Origin of the sequence: Lysobacter yangpyeongensis, assembly GCF_042655745.1 — a bacterium.
Lineage (GTDB): Bacteria > Pseudomonadota > Gammaproteobacteria > Xanthomonadales > Xanthomonadaceae > Agrilutibacter > Agrilutibacter yangpyeongensis.
Genome location: NZ_JBHSNM010000002.1, coordinates 663456 through 681015 on the forward strand (window position 1 = coordinate 663456; position 17560 = coordinate 681015).

Consider the following 17560-nt stretch of genomic DNA (forward strand, 5'->3'; position numbering starts at 1 on the left):
GGGATTGGGTGCACATAGCGGGGCCCGAAGTTTTGCGCAGCAAAACTTTGGGTTTTTATTGCCTGCGCAAAAAGCGCAGGCAATAAAAAGCCCCGCAGGCAGGGGGGGCCGGCGGGGCTGGAGGAGTGGGGCCTGGGGAGGGGCCTTCACTCCTGGGATCACTCCAGGGGAGGGAGAGATCAGCGACAGGCGTTGCACCTGTCGCGAGCAATAAGACCATCCCGGACATGGATAGTTCGTGAAGAGGAAGGTTAACGATTTGTTGGATTCAGGGGGAATTCATTCCCCCAACTTCGGCAAACATCGGCCAACCGGCCGTGGCCGGAGCGCTTTGGCGGCAAAAAACCCGGTTAACGAAACCGCCCGCCCTTTCCCTCCCCCGGTCAGGTGCGTGGGTGTCGCGGCCGCGCATCCGAACCGCTCGCGTTGGGATGTTTCTAGTGGGCCTGCCCCCAGTTTTCGCCCACCCCGCTGTCGACCACGAGCGGCACCCGCAACTGCGCGGCGGCCGCCATCCGTGCCGGCACTTCGGTGCGCAACACGTCGACGAAGGCCTCATCCACTTCGAACACGAGTTCGTCGTGCACCTGCAGCACCATCAGCGCGCGATCGCGATGCGCTGCGAGCCAGCCGTCGACGTCGACCATCGCGCGCTTGATGATGTCGGCCGCGGTGCCCTGCATCGGTGCGTTGATCGCCGCGCGCTCGGCGCCGGCACGCAGCCCCTGGTTGCGCGCGTTGATGTTCTCCAGGTACAGGCGACGGCCGAACACGGTTTCCACGTAACCGCGATCGCGTGCCTGCTGGCGCGTGCGCTCCATGAAGTCGCGCACGCCCGGATAGCGCGAGAAGTACAGCGCGATGTAGTCCTGCGCCTCGCCGCGCGCGATGCCGAGGTTGCGCGCCAGGCCGAACGCGCTCATGCCGTACATCAGGCCGAAGTTGATCGCCTTGGCCGCGCGGCGCTCGTTGCCGCTCACTTCATCGAGTGGCTTGCCGAACACTTCCGCGGCGGTGGCACGGTGGATGTCGGCGCCGGATTCGAACGCGCGCAGCAGGCCGGCGTCCTCCGACAGGTGCGCCATGATCCGCAGTTCGATCTGCGAGTAGTCGAACGACACGATCCTGCGCCCCGGCGGCGCGATGAACGCGTCGCGGATGCGGCGCCCGTCATCGGTGCGGATCGGGATGTTCTGCAGGTTCGGATCGTTGGACGCGAGCCGCCCGGTTGCCGCACCCGCCTGGTGGTAGCTGGTGTGCACGCGGCCGGTGTCCGGATTCACCATCTCCGGCAGCTTGTCGGTGTAGGTGCTGCGCAGCTTGGCCAGGCCGCGGTATTCGAGGATCACCCGCGGCAGTTCGTGCTGGTCGGCGATGGCTTCGAGCGCCTCTTCATTCGTCGAGGGCTGCCCGCTGGGCGTCTTCACCAGCGCCGGCAGCTTGAGTTCGTCGAACAGCAGCTGCCCCAGCTGCTTGGGCGAATCCAGGCTGAAACTGCGGCCCGCGAGTTCGGTGGCCTTCTGCTGCGCGGCGAGCATGCGCTTGCCCAGGTCAGCGGACTGGCGACGCAGTTCGTCGGCATCGATCAGCACGCCGTTGGCCTCGATGCGCTCGAGCACGGGCACCAGCGGCATCTCGATCTCGCGGTACACGCGTTCCAGCGCGGGTTCGGCCGCCAGTTTCGGCGCCAGCGCGCGGTGCAGGCGCAGGGTCACGTCGGCATCTTCGGCGGCGTAGCAGGTGGCATCGTCGAGCGCGACCTGGGTGAAGGAAATGGCCTTCGCGCCCTTGCCGGTCACCTGTTCGTACTTGATCGTCTCGTAGCCGAGGTAGCGCTTGGCCAGCGAGTCCATGTCGTGGCGCGTCGCCGTCGCGTTGTAGACGAAGCTCTCCAGCATCGTGTCGTCGGCGTAACCCTGCACCTCGACGCCATGGCGGCGCAGCACGTGCAGGTCGTACTTGCCGTGCTGCGCGATCTTCTTCTTCGCCGGATCGGCGAACAGCGGCTTCACCGCCGCCAGCACGAGGTCTCGCTGCAGCTGCGCCGGCACGCCGGGATAGGTGTGGCCCATCGGCAGGTACGCGCCGTGGCCCGGTTCGACGGCGAAGCTGATGCCGACCAGCTGCGCGCGCATCGGATCGAGCGAGTCGGTCTCGACGTCGAAGGCGAAGGCGTCGGCCGCCTGCAGTTTCGCCACCCAGGCCTGCAACTGCGCGTCATCGAGGATGCACTCGTACTGGCCGGGCGCGGACAGCGCAGGATCGACCGCCTCCGTCGCGGCGCTGCCGCGCGCATAACCGGCGGCGGTGCCGCGCACGCTGATCTTCGCCGCGTCCTCGTCCGCCGCCGCTGGCCCTTCCAGTTCGCGCAGCGCCTGCTTGAAGCCGTAGCGCGCGTACAGGCGGCGCAGCGCCTCGGTGTCGCGCGGCTGCAGCACCAGGTCCTGCGGCCGGTAATCCAGCGGCACGTCGACCTTGATGGTGACCAGCTCGCGGTTGAGCGGCAGGCGATCGAGCGCGGCGCGCAGGTTGTCGCCGATCTTGCCCTTGATGTCGCCGGCATGCGCGATCACCGCGTCCAGCGTGCCGTATTCGCCGAGCCATTTCGCCGCCGTCTTCGGCCCGCATTTCTCCACGCCCGGCACGTTGTCGATGCTGTCGCCCATCAGCGCGAGGAAATCGACGATCTGCTCCGGCTTCACCCCGAACTTGTCGACCACGCTTGATTCGGAGTCGTAACGGCTGCCGCTCATGGTGTTGACCAGGGCGATGCCGGGGCGCACCAGCTGGGCGAAATCCTTGTCGCCGGTGGAGATCGTCACTTCGATGCCGTCGTCGGCGCCCTGCGTGGCGAGCGTGCCGATCACGTCGTCGGCTTCGACGCCACCCACGCGCAGGATGCGGAAGCCCAGCGCCTGCACGATCTCGCACATCGGCTCGATCTGCGCGCGCAGTTCGTCCGGCATCGCCTTGCGGTTGGCTTTGTATTCGGGATACAGCGCGTCGCGGAACGTCGGTCCCGGGGCGTCCACGACGAAGGCGATGTAGTCGGGCTGTTCCTTCAGGTGCGCGCGCAGCATGTTGACGACGCCGAACAGCGCGCCGGTCGGTTCGCCGGCCTCGTTGCTCAGCGGCGGCAGCGCGTGGAAGGCGCGGTAGAGATAACTGGAACCATCGATCAGGACGAGTCGCTTCATGGCGGGGATTCTACGCGGGCGCAATGACGGGCACGGTTCTGCCACGGACACGTCGCCACGCATGCGACCGGATCACGCCCGGGCGCGTATGCTGCGTGCAATCGCCAGCACCCGGAGAATGTCCATGCGCATGATCGCCCCGCTCCTCTTCGTCCTGGCCATCGGCGGCTGCGCGACGATGGCCGAGGAAGATCCCACGGCCGGCCTGCAGGATGCCGACGTCACCAGCCGCATGGTCGATGGCGACCGGATCGAGGAATACCGCGTACAGGGCCAGCTGCAGGTGGTGAAGGTCACGCCGCGGCGCGGCAAGCCCTATTACCTGATCGACCGCAACGGCGATGGCCGCCTCGACAGCAGCAAGGGCGAAGGGCCGGTATCGCCGGTGATGTGGAAGCTGTTCCAGTGGAACTGACCCTCGGCGCGGCTTAGGTCGCAAACCCTGCTGACGGGACCGCACTGCCGGGACGGAAGCGCCGCTGACGCGATCCACCGCACAATCGCCAAGGCAGCAAAAAACAAGGCCCGCCGAAGCGGGCCTTGTTCGATTGCATCAGCGTGATCCGGGGGATCAGGCCGCGGCGTCCTTGAGCTTCTTCAGCGCGCGGACCTTGATCTTGACGGTGGCCGGCTTGGCGGCGAACCACTGCTCTTCCTTGGTGAACGGGTTGATGCCCTTGCGCTTCGGCTTGGCCGGCACGTTCACGACGTTGATCTTCAGCAGGCCCGGCAGGGTGAAGGCACCCGCGCCCTTCTTGCTGACCGAAGCGTGCACCGCGCTTTCCAGCGCGCCCATGACCGCACGCACGTCCTTCGCGGCGACACCGGTCGTTTCCGACAGGTGGGCGACCAGGCCGGACTTGCCCAGCACTTCCTTGATCGGCTTGACGGCGGCCGGCTTGGCGGCGGCCTTCTTCGGAGCAGCTTTCTTCTTCGCCATTTTTCTATATCCCCCGGATGGAGAGTTGGTTTGAGGTATGCCTGGAAAAACCCCTCGGCAAGCGGAATGTAGGGCACAAAAGCCGCGCCGCCAAGCATCTTTTTGCACTTTTTTCGGTTTTTTTCCGGGGCGGCGACGGAAGGCGGCAGGACGGCTCCGGTCCGGGCCATGCTTCAGGCCGGTTGCAGGTTCGACGATGCGAGCTTCAACCACTTGCTGCCGGCGTTCTCGAAGTTCACCTGCACGTTGGCGTAAGCGCCGCTGCCGACGAAATCGGTGACCACGCCGCGGCCGTAACTGGGATGCATGACGTCCTGGCCGAGGCGGAAAGCCGGCACCTCGATCGCCGCATGGCCGAGGTCGCGGCGCGGCGGCGCCGCGTACATCGGTCGCGAGACCTGCACTTTCGGCCGCACTTCGTGCAGCAGCGCGGCGGGGATCTCGCGCAGGAAACGCGAGGGCGTCCCGTACATGTCCATGCCGTGGATGCGCCGCGTCTCGGCGTAACTGAGCACCAGCTTCTGCCGCGCGCGGGTGATGCCGACGTAGGCGAGGCGGCGTTCCTCTTCCACGCGGCCGGATTCCTCGGTGGATTTGAGGCTCGGGAACAGGCCCTCCTCCAGGCCACCGAGGAACACCAGCGGAAACTCCAGGCCCTTGGCGCTGTGCAGGGTCATCAGCTGCACGCTGTTCTCGCCGGCCTGGGCCTGGCCTTCGCCGGCTTCCAGCGCGGCGTAGCTGAGGAAGGCGACCAGCTCCGGCATGGCCGCGGCTTCCTCCTCGTCCTCGCCGCCGGTGAAGCGCGAGGCCACCGACACCAGCTCGTCGAGGTTGTCGGTGCGCGAATCCAGCTGCCCGCGCGACTCGTTGGCGTAGTGCTCGCGCAGGCCGGAACGCGCCAGCACGTGGTCGATCTTGTCCGGCAGCGGGCGCGTGTCGACCTCGTTGGCGAGGTCGTCGAGCAGCGCCATGAAACCCGCCAGCGCGTTGCGCGAACGCGCCGGCAGCGTGTTGTCGGCGGTGATGCGCCGCGCGGCTTCCCACAGCGCGACGCCATCGGCGCGGGCGCGCCGGCGCACCTCTTCCAGCGTGCGATCGCCGATGCCGCGCGCCGGCGTGTTGACGCTGCGCTCGAACGCGGCGTCGTCCACGCGCGAGGCGATCAGGCGCATGTAGGCCAGCGCGTCCTTGATTTCGGCGCGCTCGAAGAAGCGCATGCCGCCGTAGACGCGGAACGGGATCTTCGGCTCTTCCTGCAACACCTCTTCGTACGCGCGCGACTGCGCGTTGCTGCGGTAGAGGATGGCGACGTCGCCGTAATCGCCGCCGTCGCGCACCCACTGGCGGATGCGTTCGACCACGAAACGCGCCTCGTCCATCTCGTTGTAGGCCGCGTACAGGTCGATCGGTTCGCCGTGGCCGGTGTCGGTCCACAGCTTCTTGCCGAGGCGATCCGGGTTGTGCGCGATCACCGCGTTGGCGGCATCGAGAATGGTGCTGGTGGAACGGTAGTTCTGCTCCAGGCGGATCGTCTGCGCGTCGGCGAAGTCGCGCAGGAATTTCTGCATGTTCTCGACCTTGGCCCCGCGCCAGCCGTAGATCGACTGGTCGTCGTCGCCGACCACGAACACGTGGCCGCTCTCGCCGGCGAGCACACGGATGAAGGCGTACTGGATCGCGTTGGTGTCCTGGAACTCGTCGACCAGGATCTCGCGAAAGCGGTGGCGGTAATGCGCGAGCAGCGCCGGGTTGTCGCGCAGCAGTTCGTGCGCGCGCAGCAGCAGTTCGGCGAAGTCGACCAGGCCGGCGCGGTCGCAACGCTCCTGGTAGAGCGCATACGCGCGATGCATCACGTCCAGCCAGTCGTCGTTGCGCTCGGGCTGGATGTGCTGCGGACGCCTTCCCTCGTCCTTCTGCGCGTTGATCCACCACACGATCTGCCGCGGCGGGAAGCGCGTGTCGTCCAGCTCCAGCTGCTGCACCACGCGCTTGACCAGGCGCAGCTGGTCGTCGCTGTCGAGCACCTGGAAGCCTTCCGGCAATTTCGCTTCCTGCCAGTGCAGGCGCAGCAGGCGGTGGGCGATGCCGTGGAAGGTGCCGATCCACATGCCGCGCGCGCCGTGGCGCAGCAGGTGCTCGGCGCGCGCGCGCATCTCGCCGGCGGCCTTGTTGGTGAAGGTCACCGCGAGGATGCCGTGCGGCGGCACGCCGAAGACCTCGTTGAGCCAGGCGATGCGATGGGTGAGCACGCGGGTCTTGCCGGAACCGGCGCCCGCGAGAACGAGATAGTGGCCCGGCGGTGCGCTCACGGCCTCGCGCTGGGCGGGGTTGAGCGCGTCGAGCAAATGCGAAACATCCATCCACGCATTCTACCGGCGGCGCGTGTCGCAGGCTGAGAAAGGCCGGCTTCACGCGCGGCGCGGCACAGTGGCGGCGACGGGCGACGCGTCCGCTGCACGGTCAGGCCGATGTCCCATGCACTGCGCAGGCTGCTGATTCCGGTGCTGCTCCGGCGGCTGTCCTGCGCGCTCGTGACGGGGTTCCTGCTATGCCGGGCCTTGCCGCTCGCCGCGGCCGACGACACCAGCGCCACGCTGCGGCTCGACGGCGATGAGTTGCGCGACGGCGACCGCACCCTGCATCTGCGGATATCGCCGGACATCGACGAAGCGCGTGCGCGGATGCTGCGCCAGTGGCTGACCGAAACCGCGCGGGCCACGCTCACCGCCTACGGCCGCTTCCCGCTGCAGGACGCGACGGTGCGCGTCAGCGAAACCGACCGCGGCGGCAGCAGTCCGGTGCCGTGGGGCCAGACGCTGCGGCGGCGCCAGGTCGCCGTGCTGCTGTACGTGCGCCCGGATGCCGGCCTGGACGAACTGCGCGCGGACTGGACCGCGGTGCACGAACTCTCGCACCTGTTCCATCCCTATCTGGGCGACGAAGGCCGCTGGCTGGCCGAGGGCCTGGCGAGCTACTACCAGAACGTGCTGCGCGCCCGCGGCGGATTGCTCGACGCGGCGGAAGCCTGGCGCCGCCTGGACGCCGGTTTCGGTCGCGGCCGGCGCGAGCACAGCGGGATGCGCCTGGATGCGCTCTCCGCGAGTCGCCACGGCACCATGCGCGTGTACTGGGCCGGCGCGGCCTACTGGCTGGAGCTCGATCTGGCACTGCGCGCGCGTGGCAGCAGCCTCGATGCCGTGCTCGCGCGTTATGCCGATTGCTGCCTGCGCGGCACCAGCGAGGTCGCGCCGGCGGATTTCGTCGCGCAGCTGGACCGGATCGCGGGCGGCGATGCCTTCACGCGCACGTTCCGCCGCTACGCGGCATCGCGGGAATTCCCGTCGCTGGCCGCCGCGTACGCGCGCCTGGGCCTCAGCGGCAGCGGCCGCGACCTGCGCTTCTCCGATCGCGCCGACGCACGACGCCTGCGCGCGGCGGTGATGGGCCGGCGCTGAGCGCGGAGGGTTCCCGTGCGTCAGTGCGCGTGGGCGTGTTCGCGCCGGCTGGTAGTGCCGGTCATCAGCTTGTCGGTGTAGGCGATGCCGATGGCCGAAAGAATGAACAGGCCATGGATGATGGTCTGCCACATCACACCGGTCGCGGTGACGTTGGTGCAGGCCTTGAGCGTCTTCGCACCGGCGTCGATCAGCGGCTGCATCGCCTTGACCGCCTCGATGCCGGCGGCCGAGCTGCACAGCGGCAGGCCGTCGACCATCCCGACTTCGATGAAGCTCTTGAGCAGGTGGATCGAGGAGATGCCGATGATCGCCATCGCCAGCTTCACCTTCAGCACGCTGGCGTTGACGTGGCTGAGCCACTCGGGCTGGTCGGGATGGCCTTCCAGGCGCAGGCGCGACACGAAGGTCTCGTAACCGCCGACGATCACCATCATCAGCAGGTTGGAAATCATCACCACGTCGATCAGGCCGAGCACGATGAGCATGATGTCCTGCTCGCCGAGCCGCGGCGTCTCGTGGATGAGATGCCACAGTTCCTTGCCGAACAGGAACACGTAGACCGCCTGCGCGACGATCAGCCCCAGGTACAGCGGCAGCTGCAGCCAGCGCGAGGAGAAGATCAGCGCGGGCAGGGGATTGAGCTTGACTTCGGAGCGGACGTCGGACATCGGAACGGGGCGAAAAACCGGGGGATCGCAGGGTAACGGCGGCGGGTGGGGCTGCCAAGTCGACGATCGCTGCTTCGGCGCAACCGGTCCCTGCACGCATCGAGGGAATGCCGGCAGGCAACGCCATTCGCAATGGAATCGTGCGTCCGGGCCGCCCCAGCCTATGGGCCGTCGATCGCGACGCCGGGCAGTTCCAGCACGTAGTCGGGACCCATCAGCAGCGAAGGCGTGTAATAGCCGCCCGCGGGCGCGGGATTGTCGAGGAAGCACTGCACGATGCCCAGCGCGGCGGTCACCGTCAGCGCATAGCCGTTCGGCGTGACCATGCGCCGCACCTGCGCGCGGCCGTTGCCGCGCACTTCGCCCCAGAAATACGCCTGCGTGGCGTCGCGGGTTTGCGCATCCGGTCCTTTCACGCGGCGCTCGACGCGGCGTTGCAGCCAGCGCTGCACCGGCTTCAGTCGCAGTACCGGTCCGAGCCTGCGCAGGCGCCGCACGCGCGCGATCGTCTTCGGCGAAGCCGTGGTGTAGACCTCGATGTCGGGGATGCCGGTGCTGACGTACGCCGTGTACACGTCGCCCCAGGGAATCGTCATCGCCATCCGGTCGGCGCCGTCGCGTGTGAACGTGCGCGTCTTCCAAGCCAGCGGCACGCGCCGGAGCGCGCCGCCCTCGCGCACGCGGCCGCCGCTGCCGAGTCCTTCCACGCTGGTCTTCGCCGTGCCCGGACTGAAGCCGCCGCCCGCATCGAAGCCCAGCACCAGCGAGGTCGCCCACGGACAGTCGCGATGCAGTTGCGCGGCCAGGCAGTCGCTGGGCACGACGTCGAAGCCGACGCCGGGCGTGACCACGATGCCGGCTTCCTGCGCGCGCGCGTGCTGCGCGTGGCAGTGCGCGAACACGTCGATCTCACCGGTGATGTCCAGGTAATGCGTGCGCGTGGCCAGGCAGCCTTCGAGCATCGGCGCGCTGGTGGCGGAGAACGGGCCGGCGCAATGCAGCACCAGGTCGATGCCGCGCAGGCCTTCTTCCACCGCGCCGGGCACATCGAGCGTGAACTGGCGCCAGCGCAGGCCCAGCTCTTCTGCGAGCGCGCGCACGGCCGCTTCGCTGCGTCCGGCGAGCACCGGTTGCAGGCCGCGCCGGACGGCCTCGGCCGCGATCAGGCGGCCGGTGTAGCCGTTGGCGCCGTAGATCATCCAATGCATGGGGAACTCCGCGTTCTGGTGGTGCCGTTCCGGTCGCGTTGGCCGGCTTGTCTGCCTCCCTTTCGTCGCAGGCGAAGGGGAGGGTCGGGGTGGGGTCGAGCGTCGCAGGGGCGAGTGCCTTTGCTGTTGCTGTTCCGAGAAGCAAGAGCAGGAGCAAAAGCAAAGGCAAAAGCACCCCTCCCCGACCCTCCCCTTCGCCTTTGCCGAAAGGGAGGGGGAAGAGCGCAAGCCGCTTCACTTCACGAAACTTCACGAAGCATGCGCACTGCCGGAGCAACCGCTGCCCCTAGAATCGCCCATCCTACCCGTCGACCGGAGCCGCATCCCGATGCGCTGGCCCGCTTTCCTTATCGCCGTCACATTCGCCATGAGTGCCCACGCCCAAACCTCTCCGACCGCCGCGATGCCGCAGAAGCTCACGCTCGAGGCGATCGCCGGCGACGCGCCGCTGTCCGGGCCGAGCCTGGAGAAGCCGCAGATCGCGCCCGACGGCAGCCGCGTGACCTTCCTGCGCGGCAAGGCCGATAACCGGAATCGTCTCGACCTGTGGGCCTACGACGTCGCCGGCGGCACCACGCAGCTGCTGGTCGACAGCAACGACGTCCTGCCCGGCGAGGAAGTGCTCAGCGACGCGGAGAAGGCGCGCCGCGAACGCGCGCGCACCGCCGCGCTCAGCGGCATCATCGAGTACCAGTGGGCGCCCGACGCGAAGTCGCTGCTGTTCCCGCTCGGCGGCGAGCTGTATCTGTACGACCTGAACAAGACCGGCAAGGCCGCGGTGCGCCAGCTCACGCACGGCGAAGGCTTCGCCATCGATCCGAAGATCTCGCCGAAGGGCGGCTTCGTCAGCTTCATCCGCGCGCGCAACCTGTGGGTGATCGATCTGGCCTCGGGCAGGCAGATCCAGCTGACCCACGACGGCAGCGACGTGATCGGCAACGGCGTGCCCGAGTTCGTCGCCGACGAGGAAATGGACCGCCACACCGGCTACTGGTGGGCGCCGGACGACTCGGCGATCGCCTTCGCCCGCATCGACGAATCGCCGGTGCCGGTACAGAAGCGCTACGAGGTCTATCCCGATCGCACCGAAGTCGTCGAGCAGCGCTATCCCGCCGCCGGCGATCGCAACGTGTTGGTGAGCCTGCGCGTGGCCGACATGACGTCGCTCGGTCGCCCCGTTGCGACCAGCGCGCACGCGATCGACACGCGGCGCGGCCCGCAGACCGTGCGCCTGCAGGAGCGCATGACGCCGGTCGCCATCCGCACCGTGGACCTGGGCGCGAACCCGGACATCTACCTCGCCCGCGTCGACTGGCGCGATCCGCGCCATCTCGCCTTCCAGCGCCAGTCGCGCGACCAGAAGCGCCTGGAGCTGATCGAAGCCGACCTCGATTCCGGCGCACAGCGCACGCTCGTCACCGAGACCAGCGCGACCTGGGTGCCCTTGCACAAGGACCTGCGCTTCCTGCGCGACGGCCGCGTGCTGTGGAGTTCCGAGCGCAGCGGCTTCCAGCATCTGTACGTGATCGACGCCAAGGGCACGGCGACTGCCCTGACCGCGGGCGCGTGGCCGGTCGACGAGGTGCTCGCGGTCGACGAGGCCGCCGGCTTCGTCTACTTCGCCGCGGGCAAGGACTCGCCGCTGGACGTGCAGGTGTACCGTGTGCCGCTGGCCGGTGGCGCCATCGAACGGCTGTCGAAGCCGGACGGCATCCACCACGCGAGCTTCGCGAAGAACGCGAGCGTCTACGTCGACAACTGGTCCACGCCGGACACGCCGCCGCAGCTGCAGCTGTTCCGCAACGACGGCACGCTGCTCGCGACCCTGCTCGCGAACGACATCGACGACCCGAAGCATCCCTACGCGAAGTACCGTGCCGCGCACCTGCCGCAGGAGTTCGGCACGCTCACCGCCGCCGACGGCAGCACGACGCTGCATTACAGCCTGATCAAGCCCGCCGGCTTCGATCCGGGGAAGAAGTATCCGGTCGTCGTCTACGTCTACGGCGGCCCGGCCACGCAGACGGTGATGCGCAGCTGGCCCGGTCGCGGCGACCACTGGTTCAACCAGTACCTGGCGCAGCAGGGTTTCGTGGTGTTCACGCTGGACAACCGCGGCACGCCGCGTCGCGGCGCGGCCTTCGGCGGTGCGCTGTACGGCCGCCAGGGCACGGTGGAAGTGGCCGACCAGCTGCAGGGCGTGAAGTGGCTGAAGGCGCAGCCGTGGGTCGACGCGCAGCACATCGGCGTGCACGGCTGGTCCAACGGCGGCTACATGACGCTGATGCTGCTGGCGAAGGCATCGGATCAGTACGCCTGCGGCATCGCCGGCGCGCCGGTCACCGACTGGGGCCTGTACGACACGCACTACACCGAGCGCTACATGAACCTGCCCGCGGCCAATGCCGACGGCTACCGCGAGGCGCGCGTGCTGCAGCACATCGACGGCTTGCGCTCGCCACTGCTGCTGATCCACGGCATGGCCGACGACAACGTGCTGTTCACCAACTCCACATCGCTGATGAGCGCATTGCAGAAGCGCGGTCAGCCGTTCGAGCTGATGACCTATCCCGGCGCGAAACACGGCTTGAAGGGCGCCGACCTGCTGCACCGGCTGCGACTGAGCGCGGCCTTCTTCACGCGCTGCCTGAAACCGTCTCCCTAAGGTCGTGCCCTGCCGGCGCGGGCCGGCGCACTGGCGTCACGGCGTGGTACGGGCTTAGTCTGCGGTGTCCGCAGTTCCGTACCAACGCCGTGTAACCCAGGAAGGGGCACGATGCAGGGAGCGGTGACAACAGGCCACGGCAGGTGGCGATATGGGGTCTGGAGCGCCGGTTTCGCCCTGGCGCTGGTGGCGGTTTCCCTGCTGGTCGTGCAGGCCTACCGCATGGCGCAACGCGCCGATGCCATCCGCGCGGTCGTCGAACACGCCAGCCAGGTCCTCAGCGGCGCGCAGGCGCTGGAAACCCTCGCCGCCCGCATGGAGGCCGACCAGCGTGGCCTGCTGATCAGCGGCGCCCCCGCGCTGGAGCGCGCACGCGACGCCGAATACACCCAGGCCGTGGCGGTGCTGGCCCGGCTGCGCACCCTCGCCCGCCACGACCCCGCGCAACGCCGGCGCGTGGACGCTGCCGGCGCGGCGCTGGCACGACGCCACGCGCGCATGCAGGCCACCACCCGCATCGCCCGCACGCAGGGCCTGGCCGCCGCGCGCGCGATCTTCGACCCCTACGCCGAACGCGGTTTCGAGCCCATCCGCGCGACGCTCGCCGGCCTGCGCGACACCGAGCAGCAACGCCTCGCCCGCTTCACCGCGGCGGCCGGCACCAGCGCGCGCCGCTTCAACGGCGTCATGGCGCTGGGCGGGTTCCTCGCCGTCGCGTTCCTCCTCGTCAGCTGCGCGGCGCTGTGGCAGCAGTTCCGGCGCGGCGCCGCGCTGCGCACGGCGCTCGAACGCTCCAACGCGCTCAAGCGCGCCGTGCTGGAGAACGCGGGCCTGATGGTGATCGCCACCGATGCCGAGGGCGTGATCACGCTGTTCAACCATGCGGCGCGGGACGCGCTCGGGTACGCACCTGAGGAGCTGGTCGGGCGTTGTTCCCCGGAGATCTTCCACCGGCCCGCCGAAGTCGAGGCGCGCGCCGCGGCGCTGTCGGCCGAATTGGGTACGCCGGTGCAACCCGGCTTCGAAGCCTTCGTCGCCCGGGCCCGGCGCGGCGCCACGGACGTCGACCGCTGGACCTACGTGCGCCGCGACGGCAGCACCCTGCGCGTGCAACTGGCGGTCTCGACGGTGCGCGACCCCGCCGGCGAACTGCTCGGCTTCGTCGGCCTCGCCCACGACGTCACCGCCACCGAACAGGCGCACGAACGCCTGCTGCTCAGCGAGCAGCGCGTGCGCACGATCATCGAAACCGCCTCCGACGCCTTCATCGCCATCGACGGCGACGGCCGCATCGAGGACTGGAACGCGCAGGCCGAGCGCATGTTCGGCTGGACCCGCGCCGAAGCGCTGGGGCAGCAGTTGTCCGATCTGGTGATTCCGCCGCGCTACCGCGAGGCGCATCTCATCGGCCTGCAGCGCTGCCTCGCCGGCGGCGAGGCCCGGGTGCTCAACCGCCGCATCGAGATCAGCGCGCTCGACCGCAGCGACCGCGAGTTTCCGATCGAACTGACCATCTGGCCGACGCAATCGGCGTCGCGTACCCGCTTCAACGCCTTCATCCAGGACATCACCGAGCGCAAGGCCGCGCAGGACGCGATCCGCAAGCTCAACGGCGAACTCGCCGCGCAGGCGCGCCAGCTCGCCGACGCCAATCGCGAGCTGGAAAGCTTCAGCTACAGCGTCTCGCACGACCTGCGCGCGCCGCTGCGCCACATGGGCGGGTACGCGCAGATGCTGCGCGAGGAAGCGGGCGATGTCCTTGACGCCTCGCTGCTGCGCTATGTCGACGAGATCTCAGCCAGTGCGCGGCGCATGGGCGCGCTGATCGACGACCTGCTGGCGTTCTCCCGGCTCAGCCGTCAGGTGCTGACGCCGATCCGGGTCGACATGAACGCAGTGATCAACGACGCGCTCGGCGACGCCGACCTGACGCATAACCCGCAGGTCCGCATCGACGTCTCCAGCCTGCCGCACGCGCACGGCGATCCGGTGCTGCTGCGCCAGGTGTGGAGCAACCTGCTCTCCAACGCGGTCAAGTACAGCGCGCCACGCGGCGCGCAGGCGCTGGTCCGCATCGAAGGCGAGTGCGACGACGACGTCGTCCGCTATCGCGTGCGCGACAACGGCGTCGGCTTCGATCCGCGCTACGCCGGCAAGCTGTTCGGCGTGTTCCAGCGCCTGCATTCCCAGGACGAATTCGAAGGCACCGGCGTCGGCCTGGCGATCGTGCAGCGGATCGTGGCGCGTCATCGCGGCCAGGTCCGGGCCCGGTCCGAGCCGGGCCACGGCGCCGAATTCGTCTTCGAACTTCCCACTGCAGCCCCGGAGGAAACCAGCGCATGAACGGATATCAGCAGGTCGAGATCCTGTTGGTGGAGGATTCCTCCGCCGACGCCGAGATGACCCTGCGCACGCTCAAGCGCCGCGGCATCGCCAACAGCGTGGAGTGGGTCCGCGATGGCGTCGAGGCGCTGGACTGGATCCACTGCCGCAACGCCTATGCCGATCGGCCCAATGGCCATCCCAAGCTCGTCCTGCTGGACCTGAAGATGCCGCGGATGGACGGGCTGCAGCTGCTGGAAGTGATGAAGGGCGACGAGTTCACCCGGTCGATACCGGTGGTGATGATGACGTCCTCGCGCGAGGAGGGCGACCTGCTGGCCAGCTACGGACTGGGCGTCAACAGCTACGTGGTCAAGCCGGTGGACTTCGCCGAGTTCGCCGAGCGCATCGCCCAGATCGGCATGTACTGGATGATCGCGAACCAGACCCCCGGCACGCCATGACCATTCCCTGCCCGCTCAAGGTCCTGCTCGTCGAGGATTCCTCGGCCGACGCCGAGCTGATCGCGCACATCCTGCGCAAGCTCGGCACGGAGGTGGAATTCCGCCGGGTGGACAACGCCTTCAAGCTGCGTGCGACCATCGCGGAGTTCGCGCCGCACGTCATCCTCAGCGATTTCACCATGCCCGGTTTCAGCGGGCACGACGCGCTGGAAGTGGTGAGCGAGGTCGCTCCCGAAGTGCCGTTCGTGTTCGTCTCCAACACCATCGGCGAGGACGTCGCGATCGAAGCCCTGCAGCGCGGCGCGGCCGACTACGTGCTCAAGGACAACCTGCGCCGGTTGCCGCCGGCGGTCGAGCGCGCCTTGCGCACCGCGCAGGAGCGCAACGAGCGCGAGCGGATGGAACGCGCCCTGCGCGAAAGCGAGGAGCGTTACCGCAGCATCGTCGAGAGCAGCCAGGACTGGATCTGGGAAACCGACCGCGACGGACGGCTCAGCTACAGCAACGGCGCGGTGGAACGGGTCCTCGGCCACGACGCGGCGAGCATCGGCGGGCGGCCGTGGGCGACGCTGCTGCACGCCGACGACCGCGGCCTTGCCGACGCGCTGATGCGCGAGGCCGACGCCGCCGCGCCCTGGCAGGACCTGCGCCTGCGCTTCGTGCACCGCGACGGCAGCGTGCGCGTGCTGGAAAGCACCGGCATGCCGCTGCGCGACGGCGAAGGCCACACCATCGGCTTCCGCGGGCTCAACCACGACGTCACCGCGCACCTCGCGCAGGAGAGCCGCATCCAGCACCTGGCGCGGCTGCACGCGGTGCTCAGCGCGCTGGGCAATGCGGTGCTGCGTGCCGGCACGCGCCAGGGCGTGCTCGACGCGGCGTGCCGGGTCGCAGTGGAACAGGGCGGATTCCTCGGCGCGTGCATCCGCCAGCTGGGCGATGCCGAAGCCAGCATCGTCAGCTCCTACGGCGACGACCGCGCGCTCGACGCGGTGCTCGCGGTCAGCCGGCGCGCACGCGCCATGCCGGATGCCGCGCAGTGGGCGCCGGCGCTGCGCGCGCTGAACTTCAGCGCGGCCACGATCGTGTCCGACCTGGCCACCGACACGCGGATTCCCGCCTGGGCGCGCCAAGACTGGCAGGCCGGCGGCATCCACGCGCAGGCGGTGCTGCCCGTGGGTGCGCCGCCGTGGGCCGCGATCGGCCTGTACGCGGGCGAGGCGCAGCGCTTCGGCGAAGAGGAGATCGCGCTGTTCGAGCGCCTCGCGGACGAAATCGACTTTGCGGTCCAGTTCATCTCCAAGAGCGAGCAGCTCGAATACCTCGCCTACCACAATCCCGTCAGCGGCCTGCCCAACCGTGCCGCATTCCAGAAACGCCTGCGCGAACGGCTGAAGCAGGGGCCGATGATGGTGGCCCTGACCGACGTCGACCGCTTCGCCGCGATCAACGAATCGCATGGCCGCGCCTTCGGCGACGCGCTGCTGCGCGAGCTCGGCCGCCGCCTGTGCGAGCGCATGGGCGAGGAGGCGCTGGTGGCGCACCTGGAGGCGGATACGTTTGCGGTCGCCTGCAGCCCGGCCGGCGGCACCGAGGACGAGGCGGCGCGGCTGGACGACCTGCTGCAGGCGATCCACCACGAGCCGTTCGCCATCGACGGCCGCGAAGTGCGCATCGAGCTGCGCGCGGGCTTCGTGCTCACGCAGGCGGGCGAGGATCCCGAAGCGCTCGAGCACCACGCCGCCGCCGCGCTGCTGGAGGGCGAGCGCCGCAAGCTGCGCACCTACGCCTTCGGCGACGAACTGCGCGGCCGCGCCAGCCGCCGCCTCGAGCTCGAACATGAGTTGCGCGCGGCCATCGAGGAGGAGCAGTTCGAGCTGTTCTACCAGCCGAAGTTCAACACCGCCACGCAGAACCTGATCGGCGCCGAAGCGCTGATCCGCTGGCGCCATCCCGAACGCGGCCTGCTCGCGCCCGGCGAATTCATCAGCGTGCTGGAAGAGAGCACGCTGATCGTGCAGGCGGGCCACTGGGCCATGCGCAAGGCGCTGCACACCGCCCTGCAATGGCGCGAGTGGCACCCGGGCTTCCGCATCGCGGTCAACGTGTCCGCGCAGGAACTGCACCACAGCGGCTTCCTCGACGGCTGCCGCGGTCTACTGTTGCCCCATGTCGCCGACCAGCCGCTCGACATCGAGATCACCGAGAGCGTGCTGGTCGACGACATCGAACACAGCATGCACGTGCTCGATGCCCTGCGCGATCTCGGTTGTCGCGTGTCGATCGACGACTTCGGCACCGGCTACTCCTCGCTCAACTACCTCGCGCGGCTGCCCTCGGACGAGATCAAGATCGACCGTTCGTTCATCGCCCTGATCACCGAAAGCCCGGAGACGATGGCACTGGTGACCAACATCATCGGCCTGGCGCACTCTCTCTCGCTCAAGGTCGTCGCCGAAGGCGTCGAAGAACACGAGCAGGCCAAGCTGTTGCGCCTGCTGCGTTGCGACGTGCTGCAGGGCTATCTCCTCGGCCGGCCGATGTCGGCGGAGGCGTTCGAAAGCGCACTGCTCGCCGGCACCGCTCAGGAGACGTGACATCAGGTGGCGTGACCTTTGGCGCTGGCGGTGCCTGCCGG

11 protein-coding genes are annotated in these 17560 nt (G+C 68.8%); 6 read left to right on the forward strand and 5 right to left on the reverse strand.

What is annotated here, in order from left to right:
• Positions 1-437: 437 nt before the first annotated feature.
• Positions 438-3197: a DNA polymerase I gene (gene polA / locus ACFPN1_RS09810; RefSeq protein ID WP_386754719.1), complete on the reverse strand. Its 2760-nt coding sequence runs from the start codon at positions 3195-3197 to the stop codon at positions 438-440.
• A gap of 124 nt (positions 3198-3321) precedes the next feature.
• Here polA and ACFPN1_RS09815 point away from each other — a divergent pair, with 124 nt between their 5' ends.
• Positions 3322-3612, forward strand: a complete 291-nt coding sequence (locus tag ACFPN1_RS09815) for a DUF2782 domain-containing protein (RefSeq protein ID WP_386754720.1) — start codon at positions 3322-3324, stop codon at positions 3610-3612.
• 156 nt (positions 3613-3768) lie between these two features.
• Here ACFPN1_RS09815 and ACFPN1_RS09820 read toward each other — a convergent pair whose 3' ends face one another.
• Both ACFPN1_RS09820 and uvrD read right to left on the reverse strand, forming a co-directional pair.
• Positions 3769-4137, reverse strand: a complete 369-nt coding sequence (locus tag ACFPN1_RS09820; RefSeq protein WP_386754721.1) for an HU family DNA-binding protein — start codon at positions 4135-4137, stop codon at positions 3769-3771.
• A 173-nt stretch (positions 4138-4310) separates the two neighbouring features.
• Entirely contained in the window at positions 4311-6497 is a 2187-nt protein-coding gene (gene uvrD, locus ACFPN1_RS09825) for a DNA helicase II (RefSeq protein WP_386754722.1), read from the reverse strand.
• Positions 6498-6605: 108 nt separating this feature from the next.
• Between uvrD and ACFPN1_RS09830 the strand changes: the two genes are divergently transcribed.
• Positions 6606-7592 carry a M61 metallopeptidase family protein gene (locus ACFPN1_RS09830; protein WP_386754723.1) on the forward strand — a complete coding sequence of 329 codons (987 nt, stop codon included), beginning with the start codon at positions 6606-6608 and terminating at the stop codon, positions 7590-7592.
• A gap of 20 nt (positions 7593-7612) precedes the next feature.
• On the opposite strand, the gene ACFPN1_RS09835 is transcribed toward ACFPN1_RS09830, so the two are convergent.
• Both ACFPN1_RS09835 and ACFPN1_RS09840 read right to left on the reverse strand, forming a co-directional pair.
• On the reverse strand, positions 7613-8263 hold the full coding sequence (locus ACFPN1_RS09835) for a TIGR00645 family protein (RefSeq protein ID WP_386754724.1): 651 nt from the start codon (positions 8261-8263) through the stop codon (positions 7613-7615).
• 161 nt (positions 8264-8424) lie between these two features.
• A complete protein-coding gene (locus ACFPN1_RS09840; protein ID WP_386754725.1) occupies positions 8425-9471 on the reverse strand; it encodes a saccharopine dehydrogenase family protein in 1047 nt (348 codons plus the stop codon).
• Between the two features lie 367 nt (positions 9472-9838).
• On the opposite strand from ACFPN1_RS09840, the gene ACFPN1_RS09845 reads away from it, so the two are divergent.
• The 4 genes from ACFPN1_RS09845 (at position 9839) to ACFPN1_RS09860 (ending at position 17519) form a co-directional block, all read left to right on the forward strand.
• A complete protein-coding gene (locus ACFPN1_RS09845; protein WP_386754727.1) occupies positions 9839-12136 on the forward strand; it encodes a S9 family peptidase in 2298 nt (765 codons plus the stop codon).
• 111 nt (positions 12137-12247) lie between these two features.
• The gene (locus ACFPN1_RS09850; protein ID WP_386754728.1) at positions 12248-14479 is read left to right on the forward strand and encodes a PAS domain S-box protein; all 2232 of its coding nucleotides are present in this window, start codon (positions 12248-12250) and stop codon (positions 14477-14479) included.
• On the forward strand, positions 14476-14922 hold the full coding sequence (locus ACFPN1_RS09855) for a response regulator (RefSeq protein WP_386754729.1): 447 nt from the start codon (positions 14476-14478) through the stop codon (positions 14920-14922). The genes ACFPN1_RS09850 and ACFPN1_RS09855 overlap by 4 nt, the downstream gene beginning before the upstream one ends.
• A complete protein-coding gene (locus tag ACFPN1_RS09860; RefSeq protein ID WP_386754731.1) occupies positions 14919-17519 on the forward strand; it encodes an EAL domain-containing protein in 2601 nt (866 codons plus the stop codon). The genes ACFPN1_RS09855 and ACFPN1_RS09860 overlap by 4 nt, the downstream gene beginning before the upstream one ends.
• Positions 17520-17560 lie beyond the last annotated feature (41 nt).